Source organism: Pseudomonas cucumis (assembly GCF_030687935.1).
In the GTDB taxonomy this organism is placed as follows: domain Bacteria; phylum Pseudomonadota; class Gammaproteobacteria; order Pseudomonadales; family Pseudomonadaceae; genus Aquipseudomonas; species Aquipseudomonas cucumis.
Genome location: NZ_CP117454.1, coordinates 3,183,132 through 3,197,374, shown reverse-complemented (window position 1 = coordinate 3,197,374; position 14,243 = coordinate 3,183,132). Strand labels below are relative to the sequence as shown.

Sequence of the window (14,243 nt, the reverse complement as noted above, 5' to 3'; positions counted from 1 at the left end):
GGCTGATGCAAACCTTTGTGGGTCGGTGGTGTGGTCAGGTTTTTTTATGATGCTTGCCAGCCAGTTTCATCACCACCACAAAAAACACCGGCACAAACACCACTGCCAGTGTTGCCGTAATCATCCCGCCGATCACCCCGGTGCCGATGGCTTGCTGGCTCGCCGAGCTGGCACCGGTGGCAATGGCCAGCGGTACAACGCCGAGGATGAATGCCAGCGAGGTCATCACGATGGGACGAAGTCGCAGCCTTGCGGCTTGCAGGGTGGCGTCGATCAGGTCATGGCCTTCGTCGTACAGGCTTTTGGCGAATTCGATGATCAGGATCGCGTTCTTCGCCGACAGGCCAATGATGGTGATCAGCCCGACCTTGAAGAACACATCGTTGGGCATCCCGCGCAGGGTCACGGCCAATACCGCACCGAGTACACCCAACGGCACCACCAGCAGCACCGAGGTCGGAATCGACCAACTCTCGTACAGCGCCGCCAGGCACAGGAACACGATCAGCAGCGACAGCCCGAGCAGAATCGGTGCCTGGCTGCCGGACAAGCGTTCCTGCAACGACAGACCGGTCCATTCCTGACCCAACCCCGCCGGGCCTTGCGCCACCAGCCGTTCGATTTCCGCCATGGCTTCGCCGGTGCTGTAACCCGGCGCCGGTTCGCCGGAGATGCTGATGGCCGGGTAGCCGTTGTACCGGGTCAACTGCGCGGGGCCCTGGGTCCAGTTGGCCCGCACGAAAGCCGATAACGGGACCATTTTCTCGGTGTTGTTGCGCACGTGAATCTTCAGCAGATCGGCGACCTGACTGCGTTGATCACCTTCGGCCTGGACCACCACTCGTTGCATCCTTCCCTGGTTGGGAAAGTCGTTGATGTAGGCCGAACCCACGGCGGTGGACAGCACGTTGCCGATGTCAGCAAAGGAGACGCCCAAGGCGTTGGCCTGCTTACGATCGACTTCCAGTTGCACTTGCGGCGCTTCGGCCAGGGCGCTTTCGCGCACGTTCATCAGGATTGGACTTTTCTCGGCGGCGGCCAGCAATTGGCTGCGCGCCTGCATCAACGTGGCATGGCCGAGACCGCCACGATCTTGCAAGCGGAATTCGAAACCGCTGGAAGTGCCGAGGCCATCGACTGGCGGCGGCAACACCGCAAAGGCCATGGCATCCTTGATCTGACTTAGCGCGATGTTGGCCCGGTCGGCAATCGAACTCGCCGAATCGTCGCTGCCCCGATCTGACCAATCCTTGAGCGTGGTGAACGCCAACGCAGCGTTCTGCCCACTGCCGGAAAAACTGAAACCGAGAATCACCGTGCTGTCGCCGACGCCCGGTTCGGTGGCGTTGTGCGCTTCAATCTGCTCGACCACCTGCACCGTGCGATTCTTGCTCGCGCCCGGTGGCAGTTGAATGTCGGTGATGGTGTAACCCTGGTCTTCCACCGGCAGAAACGAGGAGGGCAGACGACTGAAGCACAACCCCAGACCGATCAGCAGCACACCGTAGATCAACAGGTAACGACCGGTGCGTTTCAACGCATACGCGACCCAGCCCTGATAACGCTCGGTCAGTTGTTCGAAGCGTCGGTTGAACCAGCCGAAGAAGCCGCCCTTGGCATGATGCTCGCCCTTGGCAATTGGCTTGAGCAGCGTCGCACACAGCGCCGGGGTCAAGGTCAGGGCGAGGAATGCCGAGAACAGAATCGAAGTGGCCATCGACAGCGAGAACTGCCGGTAAATCACCCCGACCGAACCCTGCATGAACGCCATCGGAATGAACACCGCCACCAGCACCAGGGTGATGCCGATGATCGCCCCGGTGATCTGTTTCATCGCCTTGCGCGTCGCGTCCTTGGGCGACAGGCCCTCGGTGGCCATGATCCGCTCGACGTTCTCCACCACCACAATCGCGTCGTCCACCAGAATGCCGATGGCCAGCACCATGCCGAACATGGTCAGCACGTTGATCGAGAAGCCCAGCGCGAGCATGGTCGCGAAAGTGCCCATCAAGGCCACCGGCACCACCAGCGTCGGAATCAGCGTGTAGCGGATGTTCTGCAGGAACAGGAACATCACCGCAAACACCAGCACCATCGCCTCGACGAGGGTGTAGACCACTTTGGTGATCGAGACTTTGACGAAGGGCGAGGTGTCGTACGGAATCTTGTATTCGACACCGGCCGGGAAGTAGCGCGCCAGTTCATCCATCTTCGCCCGCACCAGTGTCGCAGTGCTCAAGGCATTGGCGCCCGGCGACAGTTGCACGCTGACGGCGGTGGACGGTTTACCGTTCAGGCGGGTGGAGAACTGATACTCCTGACTGCCGATCTCGACCCGCGCCACATCGCCGATGCGCACGGTGGAGCCGTCAGGATTGGCCTTGAGCACGATGTCGGCGAATTCTTCAGGCGTCGACAGCTGGCCTTTGACCAGAATGGTCGCGGTGATTTCCTGCGTGGTGCGAGTCGGTAGGTCGCCGATGCTGCCCGCGGAAACCTGAGCATTTTGCGCAACGATGGCGGCGTTGACATCGGCCGGGGTCAGGTTGAAGCCAATCAGTTTCTGCGGATCGATCCAGATCCGCATCGCCCGTTCGGCACCGTACAGCTGGGCCTTACCGACGCCGTCCAAGCGCTTGATCTCGTTCATCACGTTGCGCGCCAGGTAATCACTGAGCGCCACGTCGTCGAGCTTGCCATCGCTGGAGGTGAGGGTGATCAGCAGCAGGAAACCGGCGGAGACTTTCTCCACCTGCAAGCCCTGCTGGGTGACCGCTTGCGGCAAGCGCGACTCCACCGCTTTGAGGCGGTTTTGCACATCGACCTGCGCCATTTCCGGGTCAGTGCCCGGCTGAAACGTCGCGGTGATGGTGGCGCTGCCGAGGCTGCTCTGGGATTCGAAATACAGCAGATGGTCGGCGCCGTTGAGTTCTTCCTCGATCAGGCTGACCACGCTTTCGTCCACGGTCTGCGCCGAAGCGCCGGGGTAGGTGGCGTAGATTTCGACTTTCGGCGGCGCAACGTTCGGGTACTGCGCCACCGGCAACTGCACAATGGCCAGCGCACCGGCCAGCAGGATGAACAAGGCGATCACCCAGGCGAACACCGGGCGGTCGATAAAGAACTGCGGCATAAAAAAGCGTCCTGCTTACTGACCAGAAACCTGGGCAAGTGGAAGAGGGGTGTCGTCGATCTGGACTTTTTCACCGGGGCGCGCGTGTTGCAGGCCTTCAGTGACGATGCGGTCGCCGGGTTTGAGGCCGTGGGTGACGATCCAGCGATCGTTCTGCACCGGGCCCAGTTCGACCGGTTGCTGGCCGACCCGCTGCTCGGCGTCGAGCAGCAGCACCTGGGCGACGCCGGCGCTGTCACGCTGGATGGCCCGTTGCGGCACGCTGATACCTTGCTGATTGAACGCTTGCTCCAGACGCACGCGCACGAAGCTGCCCGGCAGCAAGTCGAGGTCCGGGTTGGGGAATTCGCTACGCAGAATGATCTGACCAGTGCCTGGGTCGACGGTGATGTCGGTGAACAGCAACTTGCCCGGCAGCGGGTAGAGGCTGCCGTCGTCCTGAATCAACGTGGCTTTGGCCTGACCTTGGCCCACTTCCTTTAACTGGCCGGAACGGAACGCGCGGCGCAGGTCGTTGAGTTCACGGGTCGATTGCGTCAAGTCGGCGTGGATCGGGTTCAACTGCTGAATCAATGCCAGCGGTGTAGTTTCGTTCTGCCCGACCAGCGCGCCTTCAGTCACCAGCGCCCGACCGATGCGCCCGGAAATCGGCGCGGTGACGGTGGCGTAACCCAGGTTCAGTTTCGCCCGCTCCACGGCGGCTTTGTTGGCAGCGACATCGGCGGCGGTCTGCCGGGCATTGGCGCGGGCGTTATCGTAATCCTGGCCGCTGATGGCGTTGCCTTCGATCAACTGGGCGTAACGCTGCTCTTGCAGTCTGGCCTGGAAGGCATTGGCCTCGGCCTTGCGCAATGCGGCTTCGGCGCTGTCCAGGTCGGCCTTGAACGGTGCCGGGTCGATACGGAACAGAACGTCGCCTTTTTTCACGTCGCTGCCTTCGTGGAAGGCCCGCTGCAACACTACGCCGGCGACTCGGGCGCGCACTTCGGCGATACGTGGTGCGGCAATCCGCCCGCTCAGCTCGCTACTGATCGACAGCGGCCGGGCTTCGATGGTTTCGATCCGCACACTGGCCAGCGGCGCCTGTTCTTCCGCGGTCGAGGACTGGTCGCAAGCGCTCAGCGTCAACGCCAGTGCGATCAGGCTGAGCGTGGCAAGCAGATTCTTTGACATGTAGATACCCCAATAATGACCTCCCGTATCCTACGGGGAGGCGAGGAGGGTAGCGGTGAAGCTTTGTAGGTGCTGTGTGAAATTGTGTAAGGGTTTTGCTCAGGCGGGCGTGAGGGCGTATATCCTTGGCGCCTTGAAATTTAATGCGACAGATGTACCGCTATCGCGGGCAAGCCCGCGATGACGATCTATTCGGCGCCACTGCACTTTCTGGAAACACCCCATGCCCAACATCCTCCTGGTCGAAGACGACACCGCGCTCTCCGAACTGATTGCCAGCTACCTGGAACGCAACGGCTATTGCGTCAGCGTGATCAGCCGTGGCGACCATGTGCGCGAACGGGCGCGGGTCAGTCCACCGGACCTGGTGATTCTCGATCTGATGCTGCCGGGGCTCGACGGTTTGCAGGTCTGCCGTTTGCTGCGAGCCGATTCGGCGACTTTGCCGATCCTGATGCTCACCGCCCGCGACGACAGCCACGATCAGGTGCTGGGCCTGGAAATGGGCGCCGACGACTACGTCACCAAACCCTGCGAGCCCCGTGTGTTGCTGGCCCGCGTACGTACGCTGTTGCGCCGCAGCAGTCTCAGCGAACCAATGACCGCCAACGACCGTATTCTGATGGGCAACCTGTGCATTGATCTGTCCGAGCGCACCGTGACCTGGCGTGAGCAACTGGTCGAACTGTCCAGCGGTGAATACAACCTGCTGGTGGTGCTGGCCCGACATGCCGGCGAAGTACTGAGCCGTGACCAGATTCTGCAACGCTTGCGCGGTATCGAATTCAACGGCACCGACCGCTCGGTGGACGTAGCCATTTCCAAGCTGCGGCGCAAGTTCGACGACCACGCCGGCGAGGCGCGCAAGATCAAAACCGTGTGGGGCAAGGGCTACCTGTTCAGTCGCTCCGAGTGGGAATGCTGAGTCGATGTTCAGAATCCTGTTTCGCCTCTATCTGGTAACCATCGTCTCGTTCAGCGCGGCGATCTACCTGGTGCCGGACCTGGTGATCCAGGTCTTTCATGAACGTTTTGTCACCTACAACCTCGATTACTCCCGAGGTTTGCAAACGCTGATCGTCAAGCAGTTTCGCTCGGTGCCGATTGAGCAGTGGCCGGCGCTGGCAGACGAAATGGACAAGGAATTCCAGCCGCTGAACATTGTACTGGCCCGCAACGACGACGCCGAGTTCACCCCGGATGAGCGTCAACGCTTGCAGCGCGGCGAGAATGTTGTGCGCATTGGCGATTGGGGCTGGCGCACCTTGGCCGTGACGCCTTTGAACGAACAAATGGTCGTGGAAATGATCGTGCCGCCCGACCCGACGGACGTCAGTTGGTTGTACTGGAGCATCAACGTACTGATCGGCGCGACCATGCTCGCCTGCCTGTTGCTGTGGTTGCGTCCGCACTGGCGCGACCTGGAACGCCTAAAAGGCACCGCCGAACGCTTCGGCAAGGGCCACTTGAGCGAGCGCACGCAGATTTCCTCCAGCTCCAATATCGGCAGCCTGGCCCACGTGTTCGACACCATGGCTGGCGACATCGAAAACCTGCTCAACCAGCAGCGCGACCTGCTCAACGCCGTGTCCCACGAACTGCGCACGCCACTGACGCGGCTGGATTTCGGCCTGGCCCTGGCGCTGTCCGACGACTTGCCCGCTACCAGCCGCGAACGTCTGCAAGGCTTGGTCGCGCACATTCGCGAACTGGATGAGCTGGTGCTGGAACTGCTGTCTTACAGCCGACTGCAAAACCCGGCGCGGCTGCCGGAGCAGGTCGATGTGTCGCTGGATGAATTCATCGACAGCATCCTCGGCAGTGTCGACGAAGAACTGGAATCCCCGGAAATCGTCATCGATGTGCTGCTTCACGGCCAGCTCGAACGCTTCTCGCTGGACCCGCGACTGACCGCCCGCGCAATCCAGAATCTGCTGCGCAACGCCATGCGCTATTGCGAAAAACGGATTCAGATCGGGGTGCAGGTGTGCGCCAAGGGCTGTGAGATCTGGGTGGATGACGATGGCATCGGCATTCCGGAGGAAGAGCGGGAGCGGATTTTCGAACCGTTTTATCGACTGGATCGTAGCCGGGATCGCGCCACTGGCGGGTTTGGGTTGGGCCTGGCAATCAGCCGCCGGGCGCTGGAAGCGCAGGGTGGCACACTCACCGCGCAACCGTCGCCGCTGGGTGGTGCGCGGTTCCGACTTTGGTTGCCGACACCTGCCTGAATCTGGTTGGTCAAGGTGAAACCCGACAGTAGCAGCTGCCGAGCTCGCGAGGCTGCGTTCGGCTGCGAAGCAGTCGCAGAATCAGGCAACCGGTTCTTTCAGAAGACCGTGTTCGCCGGGATTGCGAGGACTTCGTCCTCGAACGCAGCCTCGCAGGCTCGGCAGCTGCTACAAACCACGCGGGAGCATGGGAGCGATCAGCAGCTCAGCCGAGTATTTCGGTTGATGGAATCAACCCAACCCCCGCCACTTGCATCCGTTCAATCGCTGCCGCCAACGAGCCGTCCAGATCAATCGCGCGACATGCATCCATCACCACAAACGCATTGAATCCCGCGGCCCGTGCATCCAGCGCAGAAAACATCACGCAAAAATCCAGCGCCAGTCCAACCATATAAACCGTGTCGATGCCGCGTTCTTTCAGATACCCGGCCAAGCCTGTGGTCGTGATTCGATCCGCCTCCAGAAACGCCGAATAACTGTCGATGTCCGGATTGCAGCCCTTGCGGATGATCAGGTGGACGTGGGGCAGGTCCAGTTCCGGGTGGAACTCGGCGCCGGGTGTGGCGCGTACGCAATGCTCAGGCCAGAGCGTCTGCTCGCCGTAAGGCAGTTGAATCACGTCGTAAGGTTTGCGTCCCGGGTGGCTGGAAGCAAACGAGGCATGACCGGGCGGGTGCCAGTCCTGGGCAATGATGACCTGTTTGAACTGGCGGCCGAGGCGGTTAATCAAGGGCACGATCAGATCGCCCTCCGGCACCGGTAATTGACCGCCGGGAATGAAGTCGTTCTGTACGTCGATAACCAGCAAGGCAGCACGTGAAGAAATTGGCATAGATAGGGTTTCCTCCTTGGAAAGTCAGGGACAAGCATAGTGACAACTTTGCTGGTGCGCTAAGCCGGTTTCATGAAATGGCTGCGCTTGTGTAAGAGAGGCAGCTGGATCGGCGGTGTGGCCTTCGCGGGCCAGTCCAGCCACTAAAGAACCTGAAGCCAGTCCCGCATTTGGCCGAACCGCTGCCTTACTGTCGGCACGGATGCCTTGTTATAGTTCGGGCCTCATATTCTGCCCGGTAAAGGATCACTGCCATGTCTCAATACACCGCCTTCAGCGTCGAACTGGCCGATAATATCGCCCATGTGCAGATCAATCGTCCGGAAAAAATCAATTCGATGAACGCCGCGTTCTGGAGTGAGATCATCGAGATTTTCCAATGGATCGACGATACCGATGAAGTCCGGGTGGTGGTGCTCAGTGGCGCCGGCAAGCATTTTTCTTCCGGGATCGACCTGATGATGCTGGCCGGTGTGGCCAACGAACTGGGCAAGGACGTGGGCCGCAACGCGCGCCTGCTGCGACGCAAGATCCTCGCGCTGCAAGCCTCGTTCAATGCCGTCGACAACTGCCGCAAGCCGGTGCTGGCGGCGATTCAGGGCTATTGCCTGGGCGGTGCCATTGACCTGATTTCGGCCTGCGACATGCGTTACGCCGCCGAGGACGCGCAATTTTCCATCAAGGAAATCGACATCGGCATGGCCGCCGATGTGGGCACTTTGCAACGCTTGCCACGGATAATCGGTGACGGCATGCTGCGTGAACTGGCTTACACTGGTCGCACCTTTGGTGCCGACGAAGCGCGCAACATCGGTCTGGTCAATCGCGTCTACAGCGATACTGCCAGCCTGCTTGAAGGCGTGATGGGCATTGCCCGCGAGATCGCCAGCAAGTCGCCGATTGCTATCACCGGCACCAAAGAGATGATCAGCTACATGCGCGACCATCGCATCGACGACGGCCTCGAATACGTCGCCACCTGGAACGCCGCCATGCTGCAATCCACCGATCTGCGCGTGGCCATGGCCGCCCATATGAGCAAACAGAAACCCGAATTTCTGGATTGATTAACCATGACTTCACGCTGGACCACCGCAGTACTGGACACCGATCAACCCGGCGGCTGGGCCGTGGCGCGCAGCCCCGAAGGCTTTTTGTTCGATGACAATGGCGCGCTGTTTCCACGGGAATGGCTCAAGCGTCAGGACCTGTCGATTCTCGCCGAGCACGGCATCGGTCATCTGGATGGCGAACCGGTCTACCTGCTGGAGTTGCGCAGTCACAGCGAAGTGCCTGGCTGCAACTGGAAAGGCCTGCGGGCGTTCATGCTCGAGGGCGATCACACCGTTTACAAAGTTCTCGGCTATGCCGCGCAAATCGGGACCTGGGCCCGTGAACACCGCTTCTGCGGTAATTGCGGGCAGGTGATGAGCCAGGTGCCGCGTGAGCGGGCGATGTACTGTGAACCGTGTGATATACGCCACTATCCGCGCATTTCACCGAGCATGATCGTGCTGGTGACCCGTGGCGACGAGGTTCTGTTGGCTCGCTCGCCGCGTTTTGTCACCGGGGTCTACAGCACCCTGGCGGGATTTGCCGAGCCGGGTGAGTCGGCCGAAGACTGCCTGATTCGCGAGGTCCGCGAAGAGGTGCAGATCGAGGTCAAGAATATCCAGTACATGGGCAGTCAATGCTGGCCGTTCCCGCATTCGATGATGCTCGGTTTTCACGCCGAGTACGCCGGGGGCGAGATTGTCTGTCAGGAAGACGAGATCGAAGACGCCCAGTGGTTCAACGTGCACGAGCTGCCGCCGTTGCCGGCGTCTCGCTCGATTGCCCGTTACCTGATCGACGTCTATGTGGCGCGGCGCTTAGGCCACGCTGAACCAGTGCTGCCAGGCTAACCGGACGGTCAAGCCGAGCACCACGGTGATGAACACCGGACGAATGAATTTCGCACCGCCGCTGATGGCGGTGCGCGCGCCGAAGAAGGCGCCGACCATCACCGACAGGCCCATGCTCAGGCCGATAATCCAGTCCACCTGCCCGGAAAATATGAACACCGACAGCGCCGCGATGTTGCTGACGAAGTTCATGCTGCGCGCCACGCCGCTGGCCTTGACCAGGTCGATGGGGTACATCAGCAGGCTGCTGACGGTCCAGAACGCACCCGTTCCCGGACCAGCCACGCCGTCGTAGAAGCCGAGGCTGAAGCCTTGGCTCGATTGCCACTTTTTCTTGATCGGCGCGTTGCTGTCCAGCGGCGCTTTCGGTGTGCCGCCGAACAACAGATAAAGGCCGCAGGCGAAAACGATCACCGGCAGCATCTTGTTCAGCCATTCGGCTGGCAAGTAATGCGCGACCACGGCGCCGGTGAGTGCGCCCACCAGTGTGCCGACGATGGCGTGCATCCACTGCCGAGGATGGAACAGCTTGCGTCGGTAGAAGGTGAAACTGGCAGTGGCCGAGCCGAAGGTCGAGCTGAGCTTGTTAGTGCCCAGCACCAAATGTGGCGGCAGGCCGGCAGTCAGCAGCGCCGGCGTGGTCAATAGACCGCCACCGCCGGCGATGGCGTCGATGAAACCGGCAATGAAAGCGACGACGGCCAGAACGGCCAGGGTAGTGAGGTCAACGCTGAGTTCGAAAGGCATGGAATGGGCTTATTCGGCAGGGCGCAGAAGTGGGCTGCGGGAAAGGCCGGTATCTTACCCATAAAGTTATCCTGGTACAGCCGATCGTTCCCACGCTCTGCGTGGTAATGCCGCCACGGACGCTCCGCGTCGGCTGTGACGCAGAGCGTCACAAGATGCATTCCCACGCGGGAGCGTGGGAATGCTCAGTAGGGTGAAGTTACAGGCCCAGGTCGGAGAGGCCCGGGTGATCATCCGGCCGGCGGCCCAGCGGCCAGTGGAACTTGCGGTCGCTTTCCTTGATCGGCATGTCGTTGATGCAGGCGTAGCGGTTGAACATCAAGCCGTTCTCGTCGAACTCCCAGTTTTCGTTACCGTAGGAACGGAACCAGTTGCCCGAGTCGTCATGCCATTCGTAGGCATAACGCACGGCGATGCGGTTGTCGCCATGGGCCCAGAGTTCCTTGATCAGCCGGTAGTCCAGTTCCTTGGCCCATTTGCGGGTCAGGAAAGCTTTGGCTTGTTCGCGGTTATGGGCAAACTCGGCGCGGTTACGCCACTGGGTGTCCAGGGTATAGGCCAGGGACACCCGTTCCGGGTCGCGGGAGTTCCAGCCGTCCTCGGCCAGGCGAACTTTTTCGATGGCCGATTCACGGGTAAACGGCGGCAATGGCGGACGAACTTCGGCAGTAGACATATAAAGTCTCCCTATCAAATTAACGTTCAAGCAAGTTGTCGGGCTTATTAAAAGTGTTACAGGTCCAATAACTTTCGCGCCATGCATTGCGCATTATCGGCGGCACTGTGATCACCCATCACAAGCGCTACGGTAATGGCACCGTCGATCAGGATCAGCAGCTGTTTGGCCAGCGTCTCCGGGTCTTGAGCACCATGTTCGGCACAGAGCTCGCGCACGTAGTCGAGCAGCTTCTGTTTGTGGTCTTTGGCAACCAGGCGGACCGGGTCTTGCGCATCGCCGGTTTCACCACTGGTGTTAATGAATGCACAGCCGCGAAAGCCTTCAGAGGCGAACCAGGCCTTGAGCACGGTAAACAGGCTGAGCAGCCGTTCGGCCGGGGTTTGCGCCTTGCCGACTTCGCTTCGATACCAATTCATCCAGCGCACATCGCGGCGTTGCAGGGCCGCGACGGTGAGCTCCTCCTTGTTGGCGAAGTAACGGTAAATACTTTTTCTGGAGACGCCGGCGGTTTTCACCAGAAGATCCATGCCGGTGGCAGCAATGCCACTTTTGTAGATCAACTTTTCGGTGACGTCCAGAATGATGTCGCGTGTGTCGTTGCTAGTGATTTCGTTCATGTGGCCAACAGTAGAATGATCGTTCTCCTTAGTCAACGGTTTTTTGTAGTGATCGTTCCCACGCTCTGCGTGGGAATGCTGCCATGGACGCTCCGCGTCCAGCGTTAATGTGACGCAGAGCGTCACGAGATGCATTCCCACGCGGAGCATGGGAACGATCGGTGCGGTGGGAAGACCCAAGGCAATCCATGGTGTAAGCTCTCGGGTTCTTCGGATTCGACCCTTTTGCGAGCCCTATGCCGTCGCTTTTCAAACGCTCTCTGCTGCCTAAACTGCGCAGTTTTCCGCTGACCGCCGATGCCGTCACCATCCTCTCTGGCGCCGCCGAGTTCCGTCGTTGCCTGCTGGAACAAATCGCCCAGGCCACCCAGCGCATCTATATCGTCGCGCTGTACCTGCAAGAGGACGAAGCCGGGCAGGAAATCCTCGACGCCCTGCACGCCGCCAAACGGGCACGCCCGGAACTGGACGTGGTGGTGGTCGTGGACTGGCTGCGTGCCCAGCGCGGTTTGATCGGTGCCAGCAAGCAACCGGGCAACTCGGCCTGGTATCAGGAAACGACCCGCACCCACGAAAGCGTTGTGCCGGTGTACGGCGTGCCGGTGCAGACCCGCGAGCTGTTCGGCGTGCTGCATTTGAAGGGCTTCGTGATCGACGATTGCGTGCTGTACAGCGGCGCGAGCCTGAACAACGTTTACCTGCACAAGTTCGACAAGTACCGCTTCGACCGCTATCACCTGCTGCAGAACCAGGCGCTGGCCGATTCGATGCAGCACTTGATTCAGCACGGTCTGATCGCCTCCAAAGCGGTGCATCGCCTCGACCTGCCGAACCTGCCGACCACTCGCAGCCTGCGCAACGACATCGGTGACTTGCGCAGCCGTCTCAAGCACGCGGCGTACGACACCACGGCGGGCAGTACGGCGAAGGGCGGTTTATCCGTCAGCCCATTGCTCGGTGTGGGCAAGAACAACCCGTTGAGTCGGGTGATCTGCGAGTTGATCGCCAGCGCCCAACATCAGCTGACCATCTGCACGCCGTACTTCAACCTGCCGCTGGCAGTGACCCGGGAAATCAATCGGGCGCTGGCACGGGGCGTGAAGATCGACATCATCGTCGGCGACAAAACCGCCAACGACTTCTACATTCCGCCCAGCGAGCCGTTCAAGGTGATCGCGGCGCTGCCATACCTTTACGAGATCAGCCTGCGACGCTTCGCCAAGCGTCATCAGCGCAGCATCGACAGTGGCAAGCTGAACCTGCATTTGTGGAAGGATGGAGACAACACCTATCACCTGAAGGGCATGTGGATCGATCAGCGCTACACCTTGCTGACCGGCAACAATCTCAACCCGCGGGCGTTTCGTCTTGATCTGGAGAACGCGTTGCTGATCGATGATCCGAAAGGTGAATTGCTGGAGCCCCGTGGCAATGAGTTGGTGGAGATTTTCCGGCACACCAGCCGCATCGAGCGGTATCAGGAGCTGGAAACACTGCCGGATTACCCGGCGGGGGTGGCCAAGTTTCTCAAGCGTGTGAGTCGGGTACGGATCGAGCGGTTGTTGTATCGGATATTGTAGGGATTAGTACGGCGGGGTGGGTGCGTTGCCAGTGAGATTGTCATCGCGGTGCAAGCCCGCTCCCACAGAGATCTGCGCCGGGCTGGTGGCTGCGCTAATATGCCCACCATTCAAATAACAAGGCTCACTCCGGTCCATGTCGGAAAAAGACACCATCTCCATTCAACTGGTGCGTGAAGCACTGTTGCAAAGTTGCGCCCCGGGCGCTGCCACCGAAGAGGTGTTGAACAAGGTCGGCATCGATCCGGCGTTGCTGGAAACCACCGACGCCCGTGTTCCGGCCACCGCCTATGCGCGGCTGTGGCGCTTGCTGGCCCGGCGCGGTGACGATGAGTTTTTTGGCATGGACCCGCGCAAGCTCAAGTCCGGCAGTCTGGAGTTTCTCTGTCGTTGCTCGATGGTTCAGCCGAGCCTGGCCGCCGGGCTGACCTCGGGGCTGAGTTTTTTGTCGTTAATGCTTGAGCGCATGCCCGCGCAGCTGGTTCGCCAGCAAAGCCTGGCGGAAATCGTCCTGCTGGAGGACGAAGACCCGCGCCGCGCCTTTACCTACTTCACTTACTGGATGATCGTGCACGGCGTGGCCTGTTGGCTGGCGGGGCGGCGGATACCGATCCTGGCCATTGAGTTGCGCTGCCCGGCGCCGGATTTTTGTGATGACTATCGGGTGATGTTCTCCGAGAACCTGCGGTTCGACCGGCCGCGCACGCGGATGATTTTCTCGGCCGATTGTCTGGATTTGCCGATCAAACGCAGCCCTGAAGAGCTCAAGCGTTTTTTGGCCCATGCGCCGGCGAACATTCTGGTCAAGTATCGCGATCCCGAAAGCCTGGCCAGTCGGATCAAGCACGACTTGCGGCAACTGCCCGCCGAACACTGGCCGGAAACCGAGGCGCTGGCGCAACAACTGTGCATGTCGGCGTCGACCCTGCGTCGACGCCTGGCCGAAGAGGGCCAGACGTATCAGGGGCTCAAGGACAGCGTGCGTAAGGAATTGGCCATCGTCTGGCTGGCCGAACCGGCCATCAGCTTCGCTGAAATCGCCACCCGTTTGGGGTTTGCCGATGCGAGTTCGTTCTACAAGGCGTTTCGCAAGTGGTCGGGGTCAAATCCGGGGCATTATCGGAGTTTGATTCTTAACGAGGCCGACTGATCTGGATTGTGTGGTGCCTGATCTGGCGCCATCGCGGGCAAGCCCGCTCCCACAGTGATATGCGGTGACCATAAATGTCGTACACGCCGCAAAACCTGTGGGAGCGGGCTTGCCCGCGATGGGGCGTCCGGCGCACCGCATCCTTCGGCCCTTGGCCAAACCAGTCACACAACTTGATAGCTTTGACCATTGTC

General features: G+C 60.4%; 12 protein-coding genes. 6 read left to right on the top strand and 6 right to left on the bottom strand.

Annotation, left to right across the window (positions count from 1 at the left end; genetic code table 11):
- Positions 1 to 34: 34 nt before the first annotated feature.
- Complete coding sequence (locus PSH97_RS14515; RefSeq protein WP_305445448.1) at positions 35 to 3,133, bottom strand: efflux RND transporter permease subunit; 3,099 nt, start codon at positions 3,131 to 3,133, stop codon at positions 35 to 37.
- A gap of 15 nt (positions 3,134 to 3,148) precedes the next feature.
- The gene (locus tag PSH97_RS14510; RefSeq protein WP_305445446.1) at positions 3,149 to 4,306 is read right to left on the bottom strand and encodes an efflux RND transporter periplasmic adaptor subunit; all 1,158 of its coding nucleotides are present in this window, start codon (positions 4,304 to 4,306) and stop codon (positions 3,149 to 3,151) included.
- A gap of 223 nt (positions 4,307 to 4,529) precedes the next feature.
- Between PSH97_RS14510 and PSH97_RS14505 the strand changes: the two genes are divergently transcribed.
- Together PSH97_RS14505 and PSH97_RS14500 are read left to right on the top strand one after the other, a co-directional pair.
- Positions 4,530 to 5,231, top strand: coding sequence for a response regulator transcription factor (locus tag PSH97_RS14505; RefSeq protein ID WP_305445445.1), 702 nt, complete (start codon positions 4,530 to 4,532; stop codon positions 5,229 to 5,231).
- A 4-nt stretch (positions 5,232 to 5,235) separates the two neighbouring features.
- Positions 5,236 to 6,537, top strand: coding sequence for an ATP-binding protein (locus tag PSH97_RS14500; RefSeq protein WP_305445443.1), 1,302 nt, complete (start codon positions 5,236 to 5,238; stop codon positions 6,535 to 6,537).
- A gap of 205 nt (positions 6,538 to 6,742) precedes the next feature.
- Here the strand turns inward: PSH97_RS14500 and pncA are convergent, their stop codons facing one another.
- Complete coding sequence (gene pncA, locus PSH97_RS14495) at positions 6,743 to 7,372, bottom strand: bifunctional nicotinamidase/pyrazinamidase (protein WP_305445441.1); 630 nt, start codon at positions 7,370 to 7,372, stop codon at positions 6,743 to 6,745.
- A 254-nt stretch (positions 7,373 to 7,626) separates the two neighbouring features.
- On the opposite strand from pncA, the gene PSH97_RS14490 reads away from it, so the two are divergent.
- On the top strand, positions 7,627 to 8,439 hold the full coding sequence (locus PSH97_RS14490; RefSeq protein WP_305445439.1) for a crotonase/enoyl-CoA hydratase family protein: 813 nt from the start codon (positions 7,627 to 7,629) through the stop codon (positions 8,437 to 8,439).
- 6 nt (positions 8,440 to 8,445) lie between these two features.
- A complete protein-coding gene (gene nudC, locus PSH97_RS14485) occupies positions 8,446 to 9,276 on the top strand; it encodes an NAD(+) diphosphatase (RefSeq protein ID WP_305445437.1) in 831 nt (276 codons plus the stop codon).
- Here the strand turns inward: nudC and PSH97_RS14480 are convergent.
- From PSH97_RS14480 to PSH97_RS14470, 3 genes are all read right to left on the bottom strand, one after another.
- The gene (locus PSH97_RS14480) at positions 9,244 to 10,023 is read right to left on the bottom strand and encodes a TSUP family transporter (protein ID WP_305445434.1); all 780 of its coding nucleotides are present in this window, start codon (positions 10,021 to 10,023) and stop codon (positions 9,244 to 9,246) included. The genes nudC and PSH97_RS14480 overlap by 33 nt on opposite strands.
- Positions 10,024 to 10,222: 199 nt before the next feature.
- Complete coding sequence (locus tag PSH97_RS14475) at positions 10,223 to 10,699, bottom strand: nuclear transport factor 2 family protein (RefSeq protein ID WP_305445432.1); 477 nt, start codon at positions 10,697 to 10,699, stop codon at positions 10,223 to 10,225.
- Positions 10,700 to 10,755: 56 nt separating this feature from the next.
- Positions 10,756 to 11,319: a TetR/AcrR family transcriptional regulator gene (locus PSH97_RS14470; protein WP_305445430.1), complete on the bottom strand. Its 564-nt coding sequence runs from the start codon at positions 11,317 to 11,319 to the stop codon at positions 10,756 to 10,758.
- A 236-nt stretch (positions 11,320 to 11,555) separates the two neighbouring features.
- On the opposite strand from PSH97_RS14470, the gene pssA reads away from it, so the two are divergent.
- Together pssA and PSH97_RS14460 are read left to right on the top strand one after the other, a co-directional pair.
- A complete protein-coding gene (gene pssA, locus PSH97_RS14465) occupies positions 11,556 to 12,899 on the top strand; it encodes a CDP-diacylglycerol--serine O-phosphatidyltransferase (protein ID WP_305445428.1) in 1,344 nt (447 codons plus the stop codon).
- A gap of 136 nt (positions 12,900 to 13,035) precedes the next feature.
- Positions 13,036 to 14,049 carry an AraC family transcriptional regulator gene (locus PSH97_RS14460; RefSeq protein ID WP_305445427.1) on the top strand — a complete coding sequence of 338 codons (1,014 nt, stop codon included), beginning with the start codon at positions 13,036 to 13,038 and terminating at the stop codon, positions 14,047 to 14,049.
- Positions 14,050 to 14,243 lie beyond the last annotated feature (194 nt).